The following is a 22,167-nucleotide window of genomic DNA, read 5'->3' on the forward strand; positions in this document are numbered from 1 at the left end:
AAGCGTTTCGACCTTCAGTCTTCTGATCAGCCGGAGAATATACCCGTCAATTTTATCTAAATAATAACATTGAAAACTAAATAAAGCAATTGTTTTTTATAAATATTCTGCCAACATTCTGTTTTTCCGTCACCTGCAACATTGCTGACGGCATAGGCTATCTTAATGTAGGGCATTTCAGCAGCCCTGTTTCATCTTACCTGTCTTTGGTATTGAGATCCAGGGCGGCTGTGGACAGTTAAAACAGACAATGGTAATATAGATTTTGAACTTTTACTTTGACAGGAAACGGGAGAAGGGTATCGATGAATAAGGTTATTTGCGTGTATAGTTCCTCCAGCCGGGCTATCGATCCGGTTTATTTTGAGGCAGCCTCCGCCCTCGGGCGTGAAATCGCGGTAAGCGGGGATCTGTTCCTTTTCGGCGGCGGGCTTACCGGCCTGATGGGAGCCTGTGCGCAATCAGTGCACCAGCACAACGGGCATGTTATCGGGGTCATTCCGGAAGCGTTAAATCTGGCGGGCATTGTCTATGACAAGTGTGATGAGCTTGTTGTCACCAAAGGCATGCGCGAGAGAAAGGCAACCATGGATGAACGTTCCGATGCGTTTATTGCCTTGCCTGGCGGCTACGGTACCATGGAAGAAATTCTGGAAATTATAACATTAAAACAGTTACAGTATCATAATAAGCCCATCGTCATTTTGAATATCAACAATTTTTACGACAAATTGCTGGAACAGTTTGAGACCGTCATCCGCCAGCAGTTTGCCAAAACAGAATGCCGTGAACTATACTTCGTAACACAGGAAATTGCTTCGGCTCTGGCTTATATTGATTCCTATAAGCCACCCGTATTGCAAAACCGGTGGCTTACAGCCGTGGAGGCTTAGCCGGCATTACATTTTTATAGTGCAGGTATAAATTCTCCGATTGCCCAGGATATTACTATCTATTCTGTGAGTGTCGGGAGGGTGGTTTTCTTATATTGCCCGCTCGCCTGCGTGTAAAAATTTTCAGGCAGCGCCCGTGCCCCAAACTGGCCGGCTACTAAACCTTAAACCTGGCAACCAAATTATCCGTTGTTTCCGCCATTTGTGACAGTTGTTGCGCTGTCGCAGTGAATTCCTGGATAGCGGCGGTTTGCTCTTCAATGGCGGCAGCCGCAGTTTCCGACTGCGCGGCTATTTGTCTGGCAGTTCCCGCTATTGCCTGGGAGGAAGCGGCAATACCGGTAAAGCTTGTGGCCGTCTGCTCATTGAGCAGGGTAATTTCTTCCACCGCCTTTTTACTGTTCGTTGACCAGGACATGATCTCCCGTAACGCGGCGGCAAGGTTGGCGACGGCAGTTTCAATATGCCTCAGTTCTTCCCCAAGCAGGTTGTTGGCCGTTTGCACCGTATCCACCTGCTGCTGAACCTGCAATACTTTTACGGTCACACTATTGGCGGCCTGACTGGTCTGCTCCGCCAGCTTGCGCACCTCTTCGGCCACTACGGCAAAACCGCGGCCCTGCTCGCCGGCCCGAGCCGCCTCTATGGCGGCGTTAAGGGCCAGCAGATTGGTCTGCCCGGAAATCGCTTTTATCAGATCAATAATTTGGCTGATATCCCCGGAATGCCCGGACAACAGATTGATATTTTCTGTGACTTCCGCGAGTGTCCGTTTTAACTGTTCGGTACGGGCAGTAACGATTCCGGCATTTTCGCCCCCCTTATTCGCCTGGTTCCGGGACTCTTCCGACAAATAGGACGCTTCTTGGGCGTGCTCGACCATTTTACGCATACCGGCCGCCACTTCTTCGATGTTAGCTGCCAACCCGGTCATATTGGTATTTTGCCGGTATGCTCCCGCCGCCACTTCCTGGACAGAAACAGCAACATACTCCACCGCTTTACTACTCTCATTGCTTGCCTTCGAGAGAGTATCCGCCGAAAGCGAGACCTGCCGGGCCGTTTCCTGGGAAACCCGGATAATCTTCTGAACCTTTTCGATAAAAAGATTAAAATATTTTGTCACCTCACCGATTTCATCCCGCCGGGAGGAATCAAGGCGGACGGTCAAATCGCCTTCACCGGAGGCAACATTGGCAAAAGAAGCCGCCAAAGCGTTTACCGGCCTTATTACGGTAAAGAGGATAACATACAAGGCCAGGGCAGCGACGGCAAACCCCAATAAGGAAATAGCGATCTGAACGGTTTTGGAAAAAGCAATTTTGTTTTGCGAACCTTCTGCCAGCAGGTTTACAAGTTTATCCACCTCGGCAACATAGCCGGGGACCATGCTGCTGACCTGACCGGCCTTTGCTACTGAATCCGCCTGGCTGGAAGAAGCAGTCACGGCAGAAACGGCCTGCCGGTATTCACTCCATTGACTCTGGACCAGGGCATACTGGCTGCGGCTGGCAGCATTGGTCAGCGGTACCAGTTGCAAAGACGCATCGCCGTTGCCTAAGCCGTTTACAATTTTATCATACACACCGATTTCCTGCTCGATTTGCCCTTGCCAAACCGCCTGTTGGTCAGACCGGGCGGTTGCGTACTGATTGCTCAGCACGGCCAGCCGGTAGGCCCGGAAGCGCAAATTGCCTGCCAGGTTTATCGCCGGTGCATCACCCGCCAGGACGCTAAACGTATAAAAATTGATGCCGAGCAGACCTATGATAAACACGAATAACAGGGAAATGACCGTAAGTAATTTAGTTTTTATTGTCACAGCGCTTCACTCCTTCGAATAGTTGTCTTACGTCCGACTTCCCGGCGGCGGTTATGAAAAACCTGGAAGTACTCGTATTCATTGTAGCGCTGCTATTTCCCGGCGGCTATGATATAAATCACTGCGCACCAAACGCCCCCTAAAATCCCCGTTTTCCACTCCGGATGATGCTGAGGTAAAGAAAACACGGCTTGTGCCGAGCCTTTGGCGAAAGCGGAAGCCGATGTTGCCCTAATCCATGCGAAAGTTATACTTTCTATCAGGATAAAAAAAACGCTAACGCGGTCCTTTGCTTTGCACACGTCAGTTGATTCTGGAATGCAAGAGTCAGGGTCTTACTTTTGTCATCGCTACAAAAGTAAGCAAAAAATCTAGGCCCAGAGCCTCCAAAAGCTGAAAAGCCGGACAGTATTCCTAAAATCCGTAAACTCGCTACGCTCAAACAGTACGGATTTCTTAACGGAATACCGCCCGGCTTTTCTCCTGCGGAACGCTTTTTCCGGCAAAGGCCGTGAGGGTTACGGGGGTTACGAGAGTTGCCGGGGCATAACTTGTTTAAGGCACGGGGTGGCGGTACTATCTTAGGTTGAGTTAACAAGACAAAACCACCGTCTCCTGTTCAAGTCGGGCATAAAACAGTACTGAGGCGCAGGCGGAGGTTAAGCGCCAGCGGCGTAGCGGTGTATGATGGTCGCCTGCGCTGGGCTTTGACCTTGGCACTCCTTGTTTTATAAGGGATTGCTGTCTCGCAATACTTTTAATTTCTGATAGCAAAAAAAGCTGTCGGCATCACCGGCAGCCTCCTTGCAAAACTATACAATCCGTCCCAAAGGCCACCAGCCAGAAAACCTACACAATAAGCTGTGGCAACGCTAATAAGCGGAGGGATAATGATAACCTTAAATTTGCTTCTGCATAAAAGCGGTAAATTCCTGACGTATGCTTAAGCTGTCCCGAATACCTTCCCGGTAAACAATTTCAGCCGTAAGTCCGGATTCAATGGTAGTGGCGGCCTCATACTCCATAACCAGACGCAGCAATTCCGGCTGCTGCGCTTCCAGTTCGCGGGCAATTGCCATAAGCTGCGTTAGTACTGAATCGGCCTCTTTCACTACTTTCCTGTATTTTGCATCAGTAACACCGGCTATGTTAAGGATATTGTCCACTCTGTCAAAGACGTACTGCTCAAACGCCTGGTTTAAAATACTGTTAAACACAACAATGCCCCCTATACTTAGGCTGCGGCATACCCGTTGGCGCTGCAGCTTTTTTTACAGGGGGAAATTAAAAAGCGCATGCGAGGTTTTTAACCCTACACATGCGCTTTGCTTCGTCGTTTGCTAAATCCCAAACCTAATAAACCGGTAAGAACCGGCTGTCAACAAAAAGGCAGTCAGTAGACTATATACGCGAACAGTTGCCTTTCCGTTGATTGTATCAGGAACAGGCTGTATCATCTGCTGCAGGAAGTCGCACAGCCTGCTTTCATGGCAACATCCCATTACACCCGCGCCTCGCTTGTGCTTAAGCGGGCGGCATTGTATAATAGAAATGTCGTCGTGGACAGCTTGACTGTTACGTGTAGGTGCGTTAACACCTTGCGCGTGCCGCGGGAGTGCTCTAACACTTCCGGGTCACGGCGACTTTTTAATTTCCACCTATTTCTAATTATAGCTTTTTCTGAGTGAATTGCAAGTAAAGTGAGACAGGCAGACCGGATTTTTTCCTGGCCGGTTGCATAATTTACATGGGCAAAATATACAACAGTGGCAGTGAACCGGACATATCCGGCCCACTGCCACTGTTGTTTTTACCCCGCTTTAGAATCGGCGGCGGTACAGTATTGCCTCACGGCAGCTTATCCATATTATCCCACAGACGCTGCGCGGCCTTGCGGGCCTGCTCATAAATTGGTCCGACAGCAAACGGAAATTCTCGGCTTTCCAGCACGATTTTGCCGTTGATGATAACGTCGGTCACATCCCGGGAATCCAGGCCGAACGCAATATGACCGCCGATATTGCCGGGTATAAGCGGCGTGGGCGCCTGGTAATCGAGCACGGTCAGGTCGGCTTTGCAGCCGGGAGCCACTCGCCCGAATTCAGCGGCGAAGTACCGCCGCAATATCTCGTTGCCGTTATACAAAAATTGTAAATAGCTGTCAGGCCACAGGGGACCGCCGGCGTCTTTATGCTTGAAGTAGGCAAACTTCATTTCTTCCCACATGTCGCTGCCCATGCCGTCCGTCCCCAGCACAAGGTTCTTGTACAGGGGCAGTTTCGGGCTGTAGCCAACGTTATTATTCATATTGGAGCGGGCGTTATGCGCCAGAAAGGCGTTCTCGTCATTGATGATTGCAATATCCTGGTCGGACAGGTATACACCGTGCACCAACAGCGCCTTGTCATTAATTAAGCCAAATTCCTGCAGACGGACAATTACGTCTTTGCCGTACAGATGATGGCTGTGCGACACATCATAGCGGTCCTCGGCCACATGCACATGGATGCCCCGCCCTGTCGCCTGCACGGCGTCGCGCATCAGTTCCAGGGCGGCGTCAGGCATAGTAACCGGGGCGTGGCCGCCAATCATGGCTTCTACCAAATGATTGCCGCCGGTGGCCGCTCTATCGCCTTCACACAGGTTGGCAAAATCAACATTCTCCTGTACGCCGGCCTCGACTTCCCTGAGTCCCGCATTGCGGTCGGTGGTTTCATAGCAGGTAATGCCGCGCAGGCCGGTTTCCTCAAACGCCTGCTTCAGGGTCTTGAGCGAGCCTTTAATGAAGGCCGGCGAGGCATGGTGGTCAAGAACCGCCGTCGTGCCGCAGCGGATGGCTTCCAGGGAGCACACCAGACCGCTGTAATAGAGGATTTCTTCGTCAATGGCCAGGTCCAGCCGCCACCATAGGTTTTTCAGCACCGACACGAAGTCGGGACTGGGAGCAATACGGGCGGTAATACCTCTGGCCAAACCGGAATAAAAGTGGTTGTGGCTGCAGACAATGCCTGGCGTCACAATTTTTCCCTTAAGGTCAAGCACGCGGTCGGCTTCAATACCGGCGGCAGCACCTGCACCGGCGGCGATGATGTTGCTGCCGTCGATGACAATATCCACGCCATACCGGATCGAAGCCGGGTAAAATTCCACAACGGTGGCGTTTTTCAGTACCAGCACAATGGTCCCTCCCCTATTCCGCTACCGGACCAAATAAGGCCGGCCGCTTACTGTACAGGTAATTAAATATCGCTGCCAGCTGGTCGAAGGCAGGCTCGCCGGTTGCGCCCAGCTGTCCGTCCTGCAAGCTATGGGCCGTCACCACACCCCCGGCCCGTACCATTACAATATCGCCTGCCACCAGGAAGCCGCTGTTTTGACTATGGTCAAAGTCGTCGCGGCGGCTGAATAGCGTAAGCTTATCGGTGAAGGGGCGGCCCTCCCACGGGCAGAAGCCTGCACAGTTGCCGCATTCGTTGCAGAACGCGTCGAGGTGAATGATCTGATTATAATTGGCGACGCCAGCCTCCACCTGAATTGGCAGATTGGCACGGTTAGGGCAGACTTCCACGCATTTATTGCAGACATAGTTGCACTCCAGGCAGCGGCTGTATTCCCTGTCGCCGGTTGCCACGTCGACTTGGCCCGGGCCTTCGGCCGTCAGGACAGCTGCGCCCCGCAGGCCACATTTTTTGGCCGTGATTTCCTGAGCCTGCTCACGCTGGGCCCGGGCAGGCGTGTCGGCGGTGCGCAAAAAGCCGGGAAATTCCCGCTCACAAATAGCGTCAGCGGCGCTCCGGCCATCGGCTATGCACTTTACAATGGAGGAAGCCCCTTGCCGGGCATCGCCGGCTACATACACATTGTCGATATTGGTAACTTGCCGGCCCGCGGTGGTAATGCCCAGTCTGGCCAGCAAAGCCGTATTGATATCCTCGCCGATTGCGAGGATGATGGTATCGGCGGCAAAGGTTTTATACTCACCGGTGGGCTCGCTGCTGCGGCGGCCGCCGGCGTCAGGCTGGCCGGGCCGCATAACCTGGCAGACCAGCCTGCCTTCGGCGTCAATTTTTTCCGGATTGACCAGGAAATGAAAAGCCACGTTATCTGCCAGGGCCAGCTCGTATTCGGCGCGATCGGCCGGCATTTCTTGAGGCGTGCGGCGGTAGACAACGGAACTTGTTTCGACCCCCGGTACCCGGAGCGCGGTGCGGCTGGCGTCCATGGCGGTGTTGCCGGCGCCGATGGTAATAACCTGTTGGCCTAATTGGAGGGCTGACGCATTTTTATTGAATTGGGCCAGAAACTCCAAGGCCGGAATGATTTGCGGTTTTTTACCGCCGGCGGCGGTAAGGGTAAAGGGTTTCTCCGCGCCGGCGCCGACAGCGACGACGACATACTTGTACCCTTGTTGCTTAAGCTCGGCCGGTGTGAGCTCAGAACTCGAATTAAAGACAAACTCGACACCCTGCTCCCGGATAAATTGAATGTCATTGTCAATGGTCTCCCGGCTAATCCGGAAATTAGGAATTACGTGCTTCACAGTGCCGCCGGCGCTCTCGCGGGTTTCGTACACGGTCACGCCGACACCCTGACGGACTAAAAAGAAGGCTGCAGCCAGACCGGCCGGACCGCCCCCCATTACGGCCACTCTTAGGCCATCTTGGTGTTTAGGCAATACGTATTGCCGGCGGTATTCCTCCCAGCCCTGTTCCACCGCCAGACGCTTGACCTCACGGATTTGTACACAGCCTTCATAATCCAGCCGGGTGCAATTATGCTGACAGGCATGATCGCAGATTGCCCCGGTAATCCCCGGCAGGGCATTTTTTTTATAAATAAGCGCCAGGGCCTCGGCATAGCGCTTGTGCCCGGCAAGCCGGATGTACTCGGGAATATCCTGGCTGATGGGACAGGCCGTCTTACAGGGTGCTGCCGCACAGTCGAGGAGCGGCAGCAGACCTTGGACTGCTGCTTTACGGGAACCCCGGAAATGTTTTTGCGAATAGCCGGCAGTCAGGGCTTTTTCAGCTAACGCTTGCAGCCTGGCGACGTCAATCTTGGCAATGTCCCAGCCCGGCGCCGTCTCCAGTTTGGCGGCCATGGCCGCCAGGCGGGCATAACCGCCGGGCTTTAAGAGATCGGTAGCCAGTGTGACCGGTTTAATGCCGGTGGCGAATACGTCGGTTATATTGTGTTCGGTAATTCCGCCGGAGAAGGAAATCGGCATTTCCCCCTGAAACTCGGCGGACAGTCTGGCCGCCAGGGTAATGGACAGCGGGAACAGGGCCCGCCCGGACATGTACATTTCGCTGCCTGGCAGCTTGCCTTTAAAATTGACCGAACCTAAGGTGTTTGTCAGCTTAACGCCAAAGAAACGCCCGTGGGCGGCCGCCAGTTGCCTGAGCCTGGTCAGCATGGGAACGGCGTCAGTATATTGCAGGTCATGGTGAAAAGATTCCGGCGCCAGTTCGACATAGTCAAAACCGGTTTTATCGAGTATGGTGCGCACCCCCAGGTAGGTCAGCAGGGTAGGATTCAGTTTTACATACATATCAAGCTTTTTCTCGGTCAGCAAATAGCCGCAGATTCGCTCGATTTCGGCCGGCGGACAGCCGTGCATGGTCGACAGGGTAATCGACTGGCAGACCTGGCCGGAAATGCGTCCCGTTATACCGGCCAGCCGCGGCAGCCGCTCCTCCAGGCCGGTACCCCGGAGGAAACCGCCATCCTCAATCAGCGCCGCCAGTTTCGCCAGGCACTGTGTAAAATACGGGTGCTGCGAAGCGTCCCGCAGATCGTTTAAGTAGGCATCCATGCGCGGCGACTGAATGCCGGCCAGGTTATAGCCGGCGCTCATATTAAAGATAAAGGAGCGCCGGCCGCTTTGACTGAGACCGAAGACCTCCTCGACCAGGTGCAACAGCACCCAGGCTTTAATGTACTCCTCGTACGCTTTTTCCACCGTGAACTCGCTGGACCATTCGGTGTTGAAGCCTTCATCGTCGGCGTCGATGCAGGGTTTGGCGACAGGCGGCTCCTGTTCCTGCACGGTTTTCAGCTCGATGAAACGGGCGCCGGCCAGGTACGCCACCACAATATTCTGGGCTAACTGGGTATGCGGCCCGGCGGCGGGGCCTACGGCCGTCTCAATAGTTTCGCCAAACAGGGCAAAAGTCTGCCGGTTCTTCTTATGGAAAAAATGGCAGGAAGGATAGCCAAAAACAGAGCGATCTGCTGTATATTCTTCAAAAATCCGCACAATAAGCTGAGGCAGGGGAACCGGTCTCATTAAGTCTCCCATTTGTCATTCCTCCCGGTTATGTTCGTTATTTGCAGAGGGCAACGGTGCTTTACTATCATTTTTTCCGGCTGTAGGGCGTCTCCTTAAGCGGTAAATCAGTGCGGACTTTGCCGTCCAGCCTGAGATACGCGGCGGCTACGGCCGGGGCGGTGGGAACCGAGGTGATTTCGCCGACGCCTTTGGCCCCATAGGCCAGTTCGGCCTGGTTCTTTTCCACGATAATACTTTCAATGGCCGGGATGTTGCCGGCCCGAAACAGGCCCAGTGTGCCGAATTTGGCCTGCGGAATGCCGGCCTTAAGCGGAAAGTCTTCGGTCAGCGCATAACCCAGGCTCATAACCACACCGCCTTCAATCTGGCCTTCCACGCCCAGCGGGTTAATGGCTTTGCCGACATCATGGGCGGCGACCACTTTAACCAGCTTGCCGTCCTCATCGACAATGACCACCTGGCTGGCATAGCCATAGGCGACATGGCTGACCGGGTTAGGTTTGTCAGAACCCATGGGGTCGGTGAGCCCCGAGTATTCACCGTAAAATTCATGGCCTTCCAGTTCAGGCAGCGAGGCTGCCGCCAACGCTGCCTTAAGTTTCAGTCCCGCCTGGCGGGTGGCCTCGCCGGTAAATACCGTCTGCCGTGAAGCGGTGGTGGTGCCGGAATCGGGGGTGAGATAGGTATCCGGCGCAGCGGCCGCTAGCCGGGAAACATCCAGGCCTGTTGTTTCCGCTAAAATCTGGGTCATAACCGTGACCAGGCCCTGGCCGATACAGGCCGCCCCGGTAAGAATGACAACCTGGCCGTTAGCGATTTTCAGCTTGACCCGGCCAATATCCGGCAGGCCGACGCCGATACCGGCGTTTTTCATGGCACAGGCCAGACCGGCGTACGGGCTGGAATCAAAAGCCGCTTTTACAGCCAGCAGCGTTTCTTTCAGCGCGGTGCCCTGATCGGTAATTTGCCCGTTAGGCAGTACCTGGCCGGGTTCGATGGCATTGCGCCAGCGCATTTCCCACTGGGACAGGCCTGCCTGTTCGGCCAGCAGACTGATATTGGTCTCCATGGCAAAACAGGACTGGGTAACGCCGAAACCCCGGTAGGCGCCGGCGGGCGGGTTATTGGTATAGACACCCAGGCCGGTAATATCCACATTGGCGATCCGGTACGGCCCGGCGGCATGGGTGCAGGCCCGCTGCAGCACCGGCCCGCCCAGTGAGGCATACGCGCCGGTATCGGCCAGAATTTCGGCTTTCATGGCCGTAATGACGCCATTTTCGTCACAGGCCGTAACAAACTCCATTTCCATGGCATGGCGCTTGGGATGGACAAAAATGCTCTCCTGTCGGCTCAGCGTATGTTTCACCGGCTTTTTGGCATGCCAGGCCAACAGCGCGGCGTGATGCTGCACGGATAAATCTTCTTTGCCGCCAAAACCGCCGCCCACCATTTTGCTGACAATGCGTACGTCGTTTTCCTCCACTCCCAGCAGAGAAACAATACCATGATGGTCATCGTAGACATTCTGCCCGGCCGTATACACCGTCAGAGTGCCGTCCGGATGGGGAACGGCCAGGGCGCTTTCCGGTTCAAGAAAAGCATGCTCGGTAAACGGCGTGGTGTAACGCTGGCGGACAACATGCCTGGCAGCGGCGATAGCGGCATCAGCGTCACCGCGTTTAAGCACGGTTTTGGCCAGCAGGTTTCCTTTGGGATGAAGCGGCGGCGCACCCTCAGCCAGCGCCTGCCGGGGCGAGACAAGCGGCGGCAGTTCTTCGTACTCCACTTGAATTAGTTTGACAGCCGCCCGGGCTATTTCTTTGCTGACGGCGGCCACGGCCGCCAGGGCATCGCCGATATAGCGGGTTTCCTCCCCCTCCGCGATAAAGGCCGGCCAGTCGGGAATAATATGGCCCTGGTGGCGCCGTCCGGGAATATCCCCGGCGGTGATAACGGCTTCGACGCCGGCAAGCAGCCGGGCGGGTGAAGTATCAATGCGTTTGATCAGCGCCCGCGGGCTCGGAGAGCGTAAAATGGCGGCGTGCAGCATGCCGGCCACATACATGTCGTCCACGTATTCAGCCAGTCCCAGGACTTTGTCGCGGGCATCAATGCGCGGCATTCTGTCGCCCACTTTATAGTCACTCTCCGCCGGCGGCGTAAAGCCTGCCCGCAGGGCTTGGGCGGCCAGCAGCACGGCTTGCTCGATTTTGACATAGCCGGTACAGCGGCAAACATTGCCGTGCAGCGCTTTTTTCACTTCGGCGGCGGTCGGGCAAGCGGTTTTATCCAGCAAAGCTTTGGCGCTGATTACCATGCCGGGAATGCAGAAACCGCACTGTACGGCCCCGGCGGCGGCAAAAGCCCAGCTGTAGATATCTTTTTCCCGCGCAGGCAAGCCTTCGACTGTGAGCAGGGTTTTTCCGGCGATTTTGGCCGTTGTCAGTACGCAAGCCCGCACGGCCTTTCCGTCCAGCAGCACCATACATGCGCCGCAGGCGCCTTCGGCGCAACCGTTTTTTACTGAGGTAAGCCGGGCAAAATCCCTGAGGTACGCCAGCAGGCTTATATCCGTGTCACAGGCGGCCGGCTGACCGTTTAGCATAAAGCTATACATACGTAATCCTCCTGTTCAGGACAGGTTTTACTATGACAGATATCTAAGGAAAACGCCCTTTCAGCAATGATGGCCGGCCGTTTCCGTCAGTCCGGCGTCGTCCGCCGCTTTCCTGCCGCATTCATTAAAGAAATAATTGAGGACCAGCGCACTGACACTGCCGGCGGTAATGCCGCTGTGCAGAATTAATTGGGCAAATTGCGGCAGTTTGTGATAAAACCCGGGCGATGCCAGCGGAATAAGACCAACGCCCAGGCTTACAGCCACAATCATGGCATTATGATTGCCGTCAAACGGCACTTTGGCCAGGGCCCGGATGCCGCTGGTCGCCACCATGCCAAACATGGCAATACCTGCACCGCCAAGTACCGGGCTGGGAATAGCGGCAACTACGGCGGCCGCTTTGGGAAATAGGCCGAGCGCTGCCAGGATAAGCCCGGCGGCTACGACCACATAGCGGCTTTTAATGCCGGATAAGGCCAGCAGACCGACATTTTGGGCAAAGGCCGAATGCGGAAAGGTATTCATGATACCGCCCAGCAAGGTGGAAAACGAATCGGCGCGCAAACCGCGGGCCAAATCGTCACTGGTTACCGGTTTGCCGACAATTTCGCCAACCGCAATAATATCGCCGGTGGTCTCGGTCATAATGACCAGAAAGGCCAGGGTCATGGAAATAATGGAAGTTATATCAAATACCGGCATGCCGAAAGCCAGGGGCGTAACTGCCGAAAACCAGGCGGCGGCAGCTACCTGCGAGAAGTCGGCCATGTCCAGGGGAATAGCCAGCAGGGTGCCGGCCACCAGCCCCAGCAGGACGGCGATATTGCTCCAGAAACCGGCCAGCAGGCGGTACAGAACAATAACAATGGTCAGTACCGTAAAGGCCAGTGCGATATTGGGAAAATCGGCAAAGTCCGCCGCTGCCGGATTCCCGCCCCCGGCCCAGCGCACGGCTACCGGCAGCAGCGACACGCCAATCAGGGTAATGATGGTGCCGGTGACAACCTTGGGAAAAAAGCGGATCAGCTTACTGAAATAAGGGCTTAAGAAATAGCCGATGATACCGGCGGCGATAGTGCCGCCGAAAATCCCCGGCAGCCCGTGCACTTTGCCTACCAGGATCATCGGCGCTACTGCGGCAAAGGATACGCCCTGCATAATGGGGCTCTGAATCCCCATATTTAAGACGCCCAGGGACTGGATGAGCGTGGCGATCCCGCCCACCACCAGGTCGCACTGAATGAGATAAATCAACTGTGCCGGCGGCAAGCCTAATGCATTGGCAATAATGAGCGGCACTGCCACTGCGCCGGCGTACATGGCCAGCACGTGCTGCAGTCCGTACGTAAATAACTGTCCTTTGGGCAGCATTTCATCAACAGGAGCTACTTTGGTTTTCACTGGTGAGCCGCACCTCTTTTTTTGCAAATATTCGCAATTTTAACTGTGTGATCCTTGCTTGTGAAATGGTTGCACTGCTTATACATCGTAAAGCGGCTGACAGACTTTTTGTCACCTGTCTTAACCGCGGATTTTTCTAATATCAATCAGTTTTTTGAACCATACAGGATAGTATTGCAGAGATACTCCTTAAAGGGCAGTATCTCTGCCTTGCCTTTACAAAATTACGTGAGTTCCCGTTTTTCCGGCCACCGCTTCTTCCAGTGACTCCGGATTGGTGATAATGGCTTTCTTGCCGCCATTCTCCAGGAAGCGGATGACAGCCTGGATCTTGGGCAGCATGCTGCCGGGCGCGAAATGGTTTTCCCGGACATATTCCTGCAATTCCGCCAGCGTGACTCTATCCAGGGCTTTCTCGTCCGGCTGGCCGTAGTTTAAATACACTTTCGGCACACCGGTGGAAATGATGAGTTCATCGGCCTTAACCTCAGCGGCCAGCAGACTGGCGGCAAAATCTTTGTCAATAACGGCGTCGACACCGGCGAAGGTGCCGTCTTCCCGGCGGATAACCGGAATACCGCCGCCGCCGACGGCGATCATGCAGTAGCCGTCCAGCGCCAGTTTATGAATGACCTCTTTTTCGACAATCTCAAGCGGCAGCGGCGAAGCCACTACCCGGCGGAAGCCCCGGCCGGCGTCACTGACCATGACCCAGTCCGGATGCTCTTTTTGAATCTTTTCCGCCTGCTCCCGGGTATAAAAGGAGCCGATGGGCTTGGTCGGTCTTTGAAAAGCCGGGTCGTTACCGTCCACCACTACCTGCGTAACCAGGGTGATGGCCGACTTGCCCAGACCCCGTTTCTTAAATTCGTTATCCATAGCCTGCTGGATCTGGTAGCCGATGGCGCCCTGCGTATCGGCGCCGCAGGCGACCAGCGGCACAAAATGCATGCCGGCCACTTCGTTGGCAATTTCCGAGCGCCGGAGAATAAAGCCGACCTGCGGGCCATTGCCATGGGTAATGATAACCTCATACCCCGCTGCGATCATGCCGGCAATATGTTTGGCCGTCTCGCAGACGGCGTCATACTGGTCTTCCACTGTCTGGCGCGTGTTATCCCGGATTAAGGAATTGCCCCCAATAGCGATAACAGCTAATTTAGCCATGCTTATCTGCCACCCATTAACAGGGTCATCACCGCTTTGGCGGTATGCAGCCGGTTTTCGGCTTCGTCATACACGATGGAGTGCGGTCCGTCGATGACCGAATCTTCGACTTCGTTGTTCCGGTCGGCCGGCAGGGCATGCATGTACATAACGTTTTTGTCGGCGGTAGCCATTTTGGCCTCAGTGCATTTCCAGGATCTTTGAGCTTTGAGTTTGTCGTCCACTACAGCCACGGCGCCGGCGGCAGCTACGCCGGTCTGGTCGGTTACCCAGTTGCCCCAGTTTTTCGGAATTACGATATGAGCGCCGGCGTAAGCTTCGGCCTCATTGTCGGTAACAGTAACAGAACCGCCGTATTTTTCGGCGTTGGCTTTAGCCTGGGCAATCACCCAGTCAGGCAGTTCCCAGCCTTTCGGGTGAGCCAGGACGACGTCCATACCGTAGCGGGGGAACAGCAGCACCTGGGAGACAGGCACGGAAATCGGCTTTTTGTGGCTTTCGGCATAAGCCCAGATAATGGAGACTTTGACTCGTTTTAAATCGCCGATTTTCTCTTTCATTGTCATGAGGTCGGCTAAAGCCTGGAACGGGTGATACAGATCGCATTGCAGGTTCATGATGGGCTTTGACGACCATTTGGCCATTTCGGTAAGGTATTTGTTGCCATAGCCCCAGTTGCAATACCGGCAGGCAATGGCATGGCCGAAACGGGACAAAATAATGGCGGTGTCTTTGGCGCTTTCGCCGTGGGCGATCTGCATGCTGCTGGAATCTAAAAAGCCGGCGTGACCGCCTAATTGAGCAAACCCGGCCTCCATGGAATTTCTGGTGCGGGTGGATTGCTCGAAGAACATTAAAAACATGGATTGATGCAGTAAATAGGGAGTGGGCACACCCATGGCAAACTTTTTCTTCAGGTCCAAAGAGACCTCGAGCATGGTATCTACTTCTTCTTTAGTGAAATCTTCCAGGTTGATAAAATGTCTTCCTCTGAAAATGGATTGCATTTGCAGATTCCTCCCTGATTTTTCATAATTTATCTATTATGGTGTTATTACCATAAAGTAACTTGGTTTAGCCTTGAGGTCTTACACCAGATTTTTCGTTTCCCTGGTCATTTTGTCCGCATATTTTTGTGTGTAGATGAGCGGAATAGCGGCGTACATGGCGGCGCAGTCCACCAGTTCCTGCTTCCAGGTGCGTTCGTTGGGCGCATGGGCCTGATCTTCATGGCCGGGGCCGAAACCGATGCAGGGGATGCCGAAGCGCCCCATAATGGAAACGCCGTTGGTCGAGAAGGTCCATTTGTCTACTTTGGGCGCTTCTTTAAACAGGCCTTGGTAGGCATCCACCAGGGTATGGCAGACCGGATGCCCGTTTTCAATCAGCCAGGTCGGGAAGTAGCATTCGGTTGGGTATACCAGGCCGGTATAGGCCGGCCGCTCATAGGTATACATGCTGACTTCGGCATTGGCGGCTTTTACCGACGGCAGATTCTTAATTTGTTGAATGGCATACTGGCCGGTTTCGCCGGCCGTTAAGCGCCGGTCGATGGAAATCCAGCAGCTGTCGGCTACGGCGCAGCGGGAGGGCGAGGTATGGAAGATTTCCGATACCGTCAGACTGCCTTTGCCCAGAAAGTCGTGATCCGTAAGGTTTTCATGCAGGGCTTTTAAATCGCTTAAGATGGGGCCCATTTTATAGATGGCGTTATCGCCCCGTTCCGGCGCTGAGCCGTGGCAGCTGATGCCGGTGGTTTTCACCTTGATCTCCATCCGGCCCCGCTGGCCCCGGTAAATCTTGCCGTCGGTCGGCTCCGTACTGACCACGAATTCGGGTTTAAGCTTATCTTCCTGAATAATGTACTGCCAGCACAGGCCGTCACAGTCCTCTTCCTGAACCGAGCCGACCATGACCAGGGTGTAGTCGTCTTCCAAGCCAAGCTCTTTAATAATTTTGCCGGCATACACCATGGAGGCCATGCCGCCTTCCTGATCGCTGGCTCCCCGGCCGATAATGATTTCAGCATCCTCATAGCCCTGGTACGGATCGTATTGCCAATTTTCCGGATTGCCGACACCCACGGTGTCGATATGGGCATCCATGGCGATAATATGTTGGCCATGACCGATATAGCCCAGAATGTTGCCCATAGGATCAATTTCCACTTTGTCAAAGCCGACTTTTTCCATTTCTTCCTTGATCCGCAGGATGACCTTTTCCTCCTGACAGCTTTCGCTGGGGATGGCAATCATATCGCGCAGGAATTTACTGATGTCCGCTTCATACTTTTTCGCCAGTTCCAAGATTTTTTCAAATTCCAGTTTCAAGCTGATAACCCCTTTCGTTTTTGCTTAAGTCGAAATAGAACGCACACAAGACCCGACCGTCATGGCGAGGAGGTATGACGAAGCAATCTTCATTGTATATTGCGGAAAACTCCGGTTTGCAGATAAGACTGCCACGCTAACGCTTGCAATGACAAGTACTATTCTTTAGGAACAGGATATTCGCCGTTCCAGACAATATCGCGGTATTTCACCGGATCGGTATCACCCTCGGTACTAAACAGCAGAATTTTGGACTTTTCATTTAAGCCGAGTTTCTCTTTTGCCGTCGCCAGCTCCGGGTTTGTCATCAGTTCGGCTAAGAGTCCGGCCGGGACGGCGCCCGACTCGCCGGAAATTACTCTGGCGTCATTGCCCAGCGGATTGCCCAGGAGCCGCATGCCTTTAGCCGCCACCCAGTCCGGGCAGGACGCAAACATATAGCTATAGTCCCTCAGTACATTCCAGCCGATGGTATTGGGTTCGCCGCAGGCCAGACCGGCCATGATGGTGGCCAGCTCACCGGTGACAATGCGGGGCTCGCCGTCATTGGCCACTGCCGATTGATACAGGCAGTCGGCCTGATCGGACTCCACGATCACCGTTTTAGGAACATCGCCCTGACAGGCCGAGGCAAAGAAACCCTGCACGGCGCCGGCTAACGAGCCTACCCCGGCCTGCGCGAGCACGTGCGTCGGCTTGTCGACCCCGGCGGCCTGGAGTTGTTCCAGCGCCTCCAGCGCCATGCTTCCGTACCCTTGCATAATCCAGGCCGGAATTTCTTCATACCCTTCCCAGGCAGTATCCTGTACCACCACCCAGCCATATTTTCCGGCATTTTCCGTAGCCAACCGGACGGCGTCGTCATAATTCAGGTCGGTAATGGATGCTTCGGCGCCTTCGGCCCGGATATTCTCCAGGCGGGTAAGGGACGAGCCTTTCGGCATGTAGATCACTGATTTTTGCTTAAGACGGTTGGCCGTCCAGGCGACACCCCGGCCATGATTGCCGTCGGTTGCGGTCGTAAAGGTGATTTCGCCCAGTTGCTTGCGAACCGCCTCCGAGGTTAACTGCCGGTAATCCAGCTTGCTGATGTCCACTCCCAGGCGCTGCGCCAGGTATTTGCCCATCGCATACGAGCCGCCCAGGACTTTAAAGGCATTCAGGCCAAAGCGGTAGGATTCGTCTTTCAGATATACACCGCCGACGCCCAGATAACCAGCCAGCTCCGACAAACTGCGCAGCGGTGTCTGACTATATTCAGGGAAACTTTTGTGAAATTCTCTGACCTTGCCAATTTCCTGACAGCTCAAAAAATCGATCGATGACTTCTCCGCTTTGTCCATCATCTGATTTTTAACCCATTTAATTTTCTGGTTCATTCTTGTACCTCTTTTCCTTTATGTCTGCCACAGTTAAATACCATTGCAAAGTCCGTGCCAATATTATCAATGCGTTGTATCTTTTTCTGTTTGACACCGAAAGGCAGTATATCAGCCCATTAAACCGGGGCGGCGCCACGGTGTTACAATCCCCGTTCCCCACTGCCGCTGCTGGCTGCGGCCTGTAATTTCTTTAGTTTCATTTATCAAAATAATAATTTTATCAATCTGATAAACATTAGTGAATGTACCCCTTTTACATCCCGGAGAGCGGCTAACACGAACTCTCTTTGGCCATAAAGCATGTTCTTAGCAGCAATTTTTTATCAGATTGATAAAGAAAACACGGCTTGCGCCGAGCCTCTGGCGAAAGCGCTCACGCCGAACCATGGCGAAGTCGAAAGCCGGGTGCGGCTTTTAGCCGGAAAGGACATCGTGTTGAGCAGATAAAAAAATATATGCTTTCTACCTAAAAAGAATAAGTTATAAGGTAGAAAGCATATTACGATGCAAAGAAAACCGGCTAATTTGCTGTTCCGGTTACTGTGTTTCTTCGATTTCGCGTAATTTTCTGTACAAAGTGGCAATGCCAATGCCCAGCTGTTTGGCCGCAGCCAGTTTTCCCTGGGTTGTATCGCCAAATCGCCGGACAGCGCTACTGATATGTTCGTGTTCCAGCTGGCGCAAGGTCTTAAATTCGCCCATCCCGGCCGGCGGCGTGTGTGCAGCCTGACTTTCCTGAAAACTCCGCGGCAGGGTGCATTTGGTCAGCCAGCCGCTCTCGTCGGCCATATTAATCATGAACTCAATAGTATTTTCCAATTCCCGGATATTTCCCGGCCAGCTGTACTGCATAAGAATTCCCATGGTCTCCCGGTCGATGCCGCGAACCTTTTTGTTAAACAGTCCGCTGTACTTTGCCATCAGGGAATTTACCAGCGGCTCAATATCGTCCACCCGTTCCCTGAGCGGCGGCACTTCGATAGGGATTACGTTTAAACGGTAATATAAGTCTTCCCGGAATTTTTTCTCCCTGATCAGCTCTTTTAAGTCCTTGTTGGTAGCGGCGATAACCCGGATATCCAAAGATATCAGTTGGTTAGAGCCAATGCGGACCAGTTTACGTTCCTGCAGCACCCGCAAGAGCTTGACCTGCAGATACAGCGGCATGTCGCCGATTTCGTCCAGAAATAGGACACCTTTGTTAGCAAGTTCAAATTTTCCGATTTTTCCCCGGGGATCGGCCCCGGAAAATGCCCCTTTTACGTAACCGAATAATTCGCTCTCTAAGAGCATATCAGGAATGGCGGCGCAATTGATGCCAATGAAAGGCTTGTCACTACGATTGCTGACGGCATGAATGGCCCTGGCCACAACCTCTTTGCCAGTGCCGCTTTCACCGATGATCAGAACGGTAGAGTTGGAGTCGGCCAGCTTGGTCAGCTTAGCCTTTAGCTGCTGCGTTTCCGGCGAGCAGCCGACAAGATTATCCATAGTGACCGGCATGGCTACCTTGGTTAAATCATAGATACCGGATTTAACATTTTTCATTTCATTAAAAATAAAAATCCGGTCATAGGCAGGCAGCCCGGAGGACACAGATAATAAATTGCCGATAAGAAAATAGGTGGTATGATCAATAACTACTTTGTATTCTTCCACGCCCAGCAAAGAGTCGCTGGTAGCCGCCATAGCAACCGGCTTACCGATACAATCGGCGGCCAGCTGCAACTGCTTGCAGGCGCTCTCATTAATCTGGACTATTTTTCCGTCCCCATCCAGCACCAATACACCTTTATCCACATTGTCTATGACCTGCAGCAGCATTCCCATCATGCGTTCATTGCGTTTGCTTTCCTGCCGTTCATAAGCTTTGGCGCTGATAAAGTCGGCTATCTGCTCCAGAAACAGCTGATAAAAGGTTACGTCCTGCAGCAGCTGCTTCTTTTGTTCCTCTTCAAAGCAGATCAGACCAATTACACCGATTATTTCCTCGCCCAAAACAACCGGCGTGCATAGCTCCAGTTTTTCGGCACAGCATCCCTGCTGGGGGCAGCTATCACAGAGTTCATGCTTGCCCGGCTCTTCAATATACTGGGATTTGCCTGTTGCCAACACATGCTTGTAGACAAAGCCCTCGCCGGACATGTCCTCATTAATGCCCTTGCTATAGATGCCGGTACCGGCAATACGCACTAAACCGTCATCGACAATTTCCACATCTACCCGGATGACATGCGCAATAATTTTCGCATATTGAATAACAGCGTCCTGAATTTCCTGTAAAACTGAACTTTTCATATTTGCTGTCCCGTGCCTTTACTGATTTATAAATAACCTGATCCAGTACCGTTCCATGATTTTAAAATTCGCTTGTGCCCGTCTTTCCCCTTCTTCTTCAGCAAATTTTCGAGAAGCAACAGAACATAGCAAAGAGACTGCCTAAGAGACAGCCTCTTTGCTATGTTCTGAGAACAAAATATTGCACCTGTGACTAACCCACTCTAAGACTCCCATCTTCTACAAGTGGGAGTTATACCCCTACGAGCACAGGCGGGCAGTTAAGTCCCTGGATAAGGGCGACCAACTTTCAGATGGGGTTCAAAGCCCCACCTGAAGGTTAGTCGAGTCGCCCTTATCATAGAACAGGAGGTATGAAATATCGAAGCATTCACAGCATGTAAAGCGGCCATTGCAGAATGCCTGAAAAACAAATATTATGCAATTGCCCATTTGCACAAAGAAGAAACAATCATGAATATGCATATCCATGATTGTTTCGAAATGTATTATTTCCATTTCCGGTGGGAAGCAGTTTCTTATAGATAATCGCTTTTATGATATTAATCCAGGAGATTTGTTTATTATTAATCAATTTGAGAGTCATTGTTTAACGCAAATTAATAATATGGTTCATGAACGTATTATTATTTGTATCCATTCTGATTATTTAAAGGAAATTTCAACTGCAAAGACAGACCTTAGCTATTGTTTTACTGAGCGTAATCAGGTATTCAACCATCGTATTTCACTAAACAAAGAACAGCAGCATCGCTTTCTTTATTTTATTGGCAAAATAACTACATCAAATAAATTTGGCAGTGACATAATTGAGCAGGTAGCTTTTATGGAAATGATGGTTATGGTCAATAGTTTGTTCCTAAATAACCATAGCGCAGGAGTAGCGGATTCCAACTTTCAGTACAATCAACAGGTGAAAGAAATCCTATCTTACATCAATCAGCATATCACCGAGGCTATTACTGTAGAGCAGCTGGCAGAGCGATTCTACCTCAGCACCTCTTATATATGCAGAATCTTCAAGGCAACTACAGGCACTACTATTAACAAGTACATTAATGCCCGCCGTATTACCATAGCCAAATCTTTATTGTCTATGGATTTGGGAGTCAGCGAAGTTTGTGAGAAATGTGGCTTTAATGATTATAGTAACTTTTTAAAAGCTTTTACAAAAGCAGTTGGCATATCTCCGAAAAAATATGCCCAATATAGTGCAAGTTAAGAAACCAAATCACTTCATCCAATATTTTCCAGTTTATTTTTTTCCTATTCCAGGGGAATATCGCTGTTGCGCAGGGATTGAGCCGGTGCTGCCAGCATTTTGTCGGCAATCAATATTCCATCCAGGTGATCGTTCTCATGCTGCACTACAAAGGAATCAATATCTTTGAGATGCAAGACCTGCTTTTGCCAGTCTTCATCATGGTATTCAACAGTAACGGAGGAATGCCGGCTGACATAACCGAACTGGCCGGGCAGGCTTAAACAGCCTTCCAGACTGGGCTCCTCCTGACCATATTTCATCAGTTTGGGATTAATCATAATAACGGCTTCTTCTTCAATCATAGCGACGAAACCCCGTTTGGAAACGGCCAGTTGGGGTAATGAAATCCCGGCAATTGGCCGGACGCTTTCCTCAATATAGTCTGCCATTTCAATCAGTAATTGGATTGTTTCATGGTCGCCACGCTCAATATCGGTCGCCCTCTGCCGTAAAACAGGATGGGGCGCAGTAACTATTCTCTCCTTAATCGCGGAACCGGACAGGCTCTCACTTAGCCATAAACAAGAGATAAGCAAAAATATAATGAAACAAGTTAGCTGCTTGCATTTCTTTAGCCTGTTTTTCAATACAGCCCTCCTGCTCATAGTTTCAAAGCCTTACCTTATATATTACACAGACAAGCCAAAATTCCTGTTACCCGGCGCACCATCCCTGGCCGGAAGCGGCTTGGCACC

General features: G+C 52.5%; 14 protein-coding genes. 2 read left to right on the plus strand and 12 right to left on the minus strand.

Annotated features, from left to right (window positions below):
• The first annotated feature begins 305 nt into the window (after window positions 1-305).
• Entirely contained in the window at window positions 306-893 is a 588-nt protein-coding gene (locus SATMO3_RS24170) for a TIGR00730 family Rossman fold protein (RefSeq protein ID WP_371372467.1), read from the plus strand.
• Window positions 894-1,050: 157 nt separating this feature from the next.
• On the opposite strand, the gene SATMO3_RS24175 is transcribed toward SATMO3_RS24170, so the two are convergent.
• From SATMO3_RS24175 to SATMO3_RS24225, 11 genes are all read right to left on the minus strand, one after another.
• Window positions 1,051-2,715, minus strand: coding sequence for a methyl-accepting chemotaxis protein (locus tag SATMO3_RS24175; RefSeq protein WP_371372470.1), 1,665 nt, complete (start codon window positions 2,713-2,715; stop codon window positions 1,051-1,053).
• Between the two features lie 899 nt (window positions 2,716-3,614).
• Window positions 3,615-3,932 carry a hypothetical protein gene (locus SATMO3_RS24180; RefSeq protein WP_371372472.1) on the minus strand — a complete coding sequence of 106 codons (318 nt, stop codon included), beginning with the start codon at window positions 3,930-3,932 and terminating at the stop codon, window positions 3,615-3,617.
• Window positions 3,933-4,563: 631 nt separating this feature from the next.
• Window positions 4,564-5,892 carry a putative aminohydrolase SsnA gene (gene ssnA / locus SATMO3_RS24185; protein ID WP_371372474.1) on the minus strand — a complete coding sequence of 443 codons (1,329 nt, stop codon included), beginning with the start codon at window positions 5,890-5,892 and terminating at the stop codon, window positions 4,564-4,566.
• A gap of 13 nt (window positions 5,893-5,905) precedes the next feature.
• The gene (gene ygfK / locus SATMO3_RS24190) at window positions 5,906-9,016 is read right to left on the minus strand and encodes a putative selenate reductase subunit YgfK (protein WP_371372476.1); all 3,111 of its coding nucleotides are present in this window, start codon (window positions 9,014-9,016) and stop codon (window positions 5,906-5,908) included.
• Window positions 9,017-9,071: 55 nt separating this feature from the next.
• Window positions 9,072-11,627 (minus strand): selenium-dependent xanthine dehydrogenase, encoded by a 2,556-nt coding sequence (gene xdh, locus SATMO3_RS24195; RefSeq protein WP_371372478.1) that lies wholly within the window; start codon window positions 11,625-11,627, stop codon window positions 9,072-9,074.
• Window positions 11,628-11,687: 60 nt separating this feature from the next.
• Window positions 11,688-13,001, minus strand: coding sequence for a nucleobase:cation symporter-2 family protein (locus SATMO3_RS24200; RefSeq protein WP_371381787.1), 1,314 nt, complete (start codon window positions 12,999-13,001; stop codon window positions 11,688-11,690).
• Window positions 13,002-13,247: 246 nt separating this feature from the next.
• Window positions 13,248-14,198 carry a carbamate kinase gene (gene arcC, locus SATMO3_RS24205; RefSeq protein WP_371372480.1) on the minus strand — a complete coding sequence of 317 codons (951 nt, stop codon included), beginning with the start codon at window positions 14,196-14,198 and terminating at the stop codon, window positions 13,248-13,250.
• Window positions 14,199-14,200: 2 nt separating this feature from the next.
• A complete protein-coding gene (locus SATMO3_RS24210; protein ID WP_371372482.1) occupies window positions 14,201-15,205 on the minus strand; it encodes an ornithine carbamoyltransferase in 1,005 nt (334 codons plus the stop codon).
• Between the two features lie 81 nt (window positions 15,206-15,286).
• On the minus strand, window positions 15,287-16,528 hold the full coding sequence (locus SATMO3_RS24215) for a YgeY family selenium metabolism-linked hydrolase (protein WP_371372484.1): 1,242 nt from the start codon (window positions 16,526-16,528) through the stop codon (window positions 15,287-15,289).
• A 158-nt stretch (window positions 16,529-16,686) separates the two neighbouring features.
• Complete coding sequence (gene dpaL, locus SATMO3_RS24220) at window positions 16,687-17,907, minus strand: diaminopropionate ammonia-lyase (protein WP_371372486.1); 1,221 nt, start codon at window positions 17,905-17,907, stop codon at window positions 16,687-16,689.
• 540 nt (window positions 17,908-18,447) lie between these two features.
• The gene (locus tag SATMO3_RS24225; RefSeq protein ID WP_371372488.1) at window positions 18,448-20,208 is read right to left on the minus strand and encodes a sigma 54-interacting transcriptional regulator; all 1,761 of its coding nucleotides are present in this window, start codon (window positions 20,206-20,208) and stop codon (window positions 18,448-18,450) included.
• A gap of 469 nt (window positions 20,209-20,677) precedes the next feature.
• Between SATMO3_RS24225 and SATMO3_RS24230 the strand changes: the two genes are divergently transcribed.
• Entirely contained in the window at window positions 20,678-21,430 is a 753-nt protein-coding gene (locus SATMO3_RS24230) for an AraC family transcriptional regulator (protein ID WP_371372490.1), read from the plus strand.
• 44 nt (window positions 21,431-21,474) lie between these two features.
• Here the strand turns inward: SATMO3_RS24230 and SATMO3_RS24235 are convergent, their stop codons facing one another.
• Window positions 21,475-22,059, minus strand: coding sequence for a peptide deformylase (locus tag SATMO3_RS24235; RefSeq protein ID WP_371372492.1), 585 nt, complete (start codon window positions 22,057-22,059; stop codon window positions 21,475-21,477).
• Window positions 22,060-22,167 lie beyond the last annotated feature (108 nt).

The sequence above is a fragment of the Sporomusa aerivorans genome, from assembly GCF_041428895.1.
GTDB classification, from domain to species: domain Bacteria; phylum Bacillota; class Negativicutes; order Sporomusales; family Sporomusaceae; genus Sporomusa; species Sporomusa aerivorans.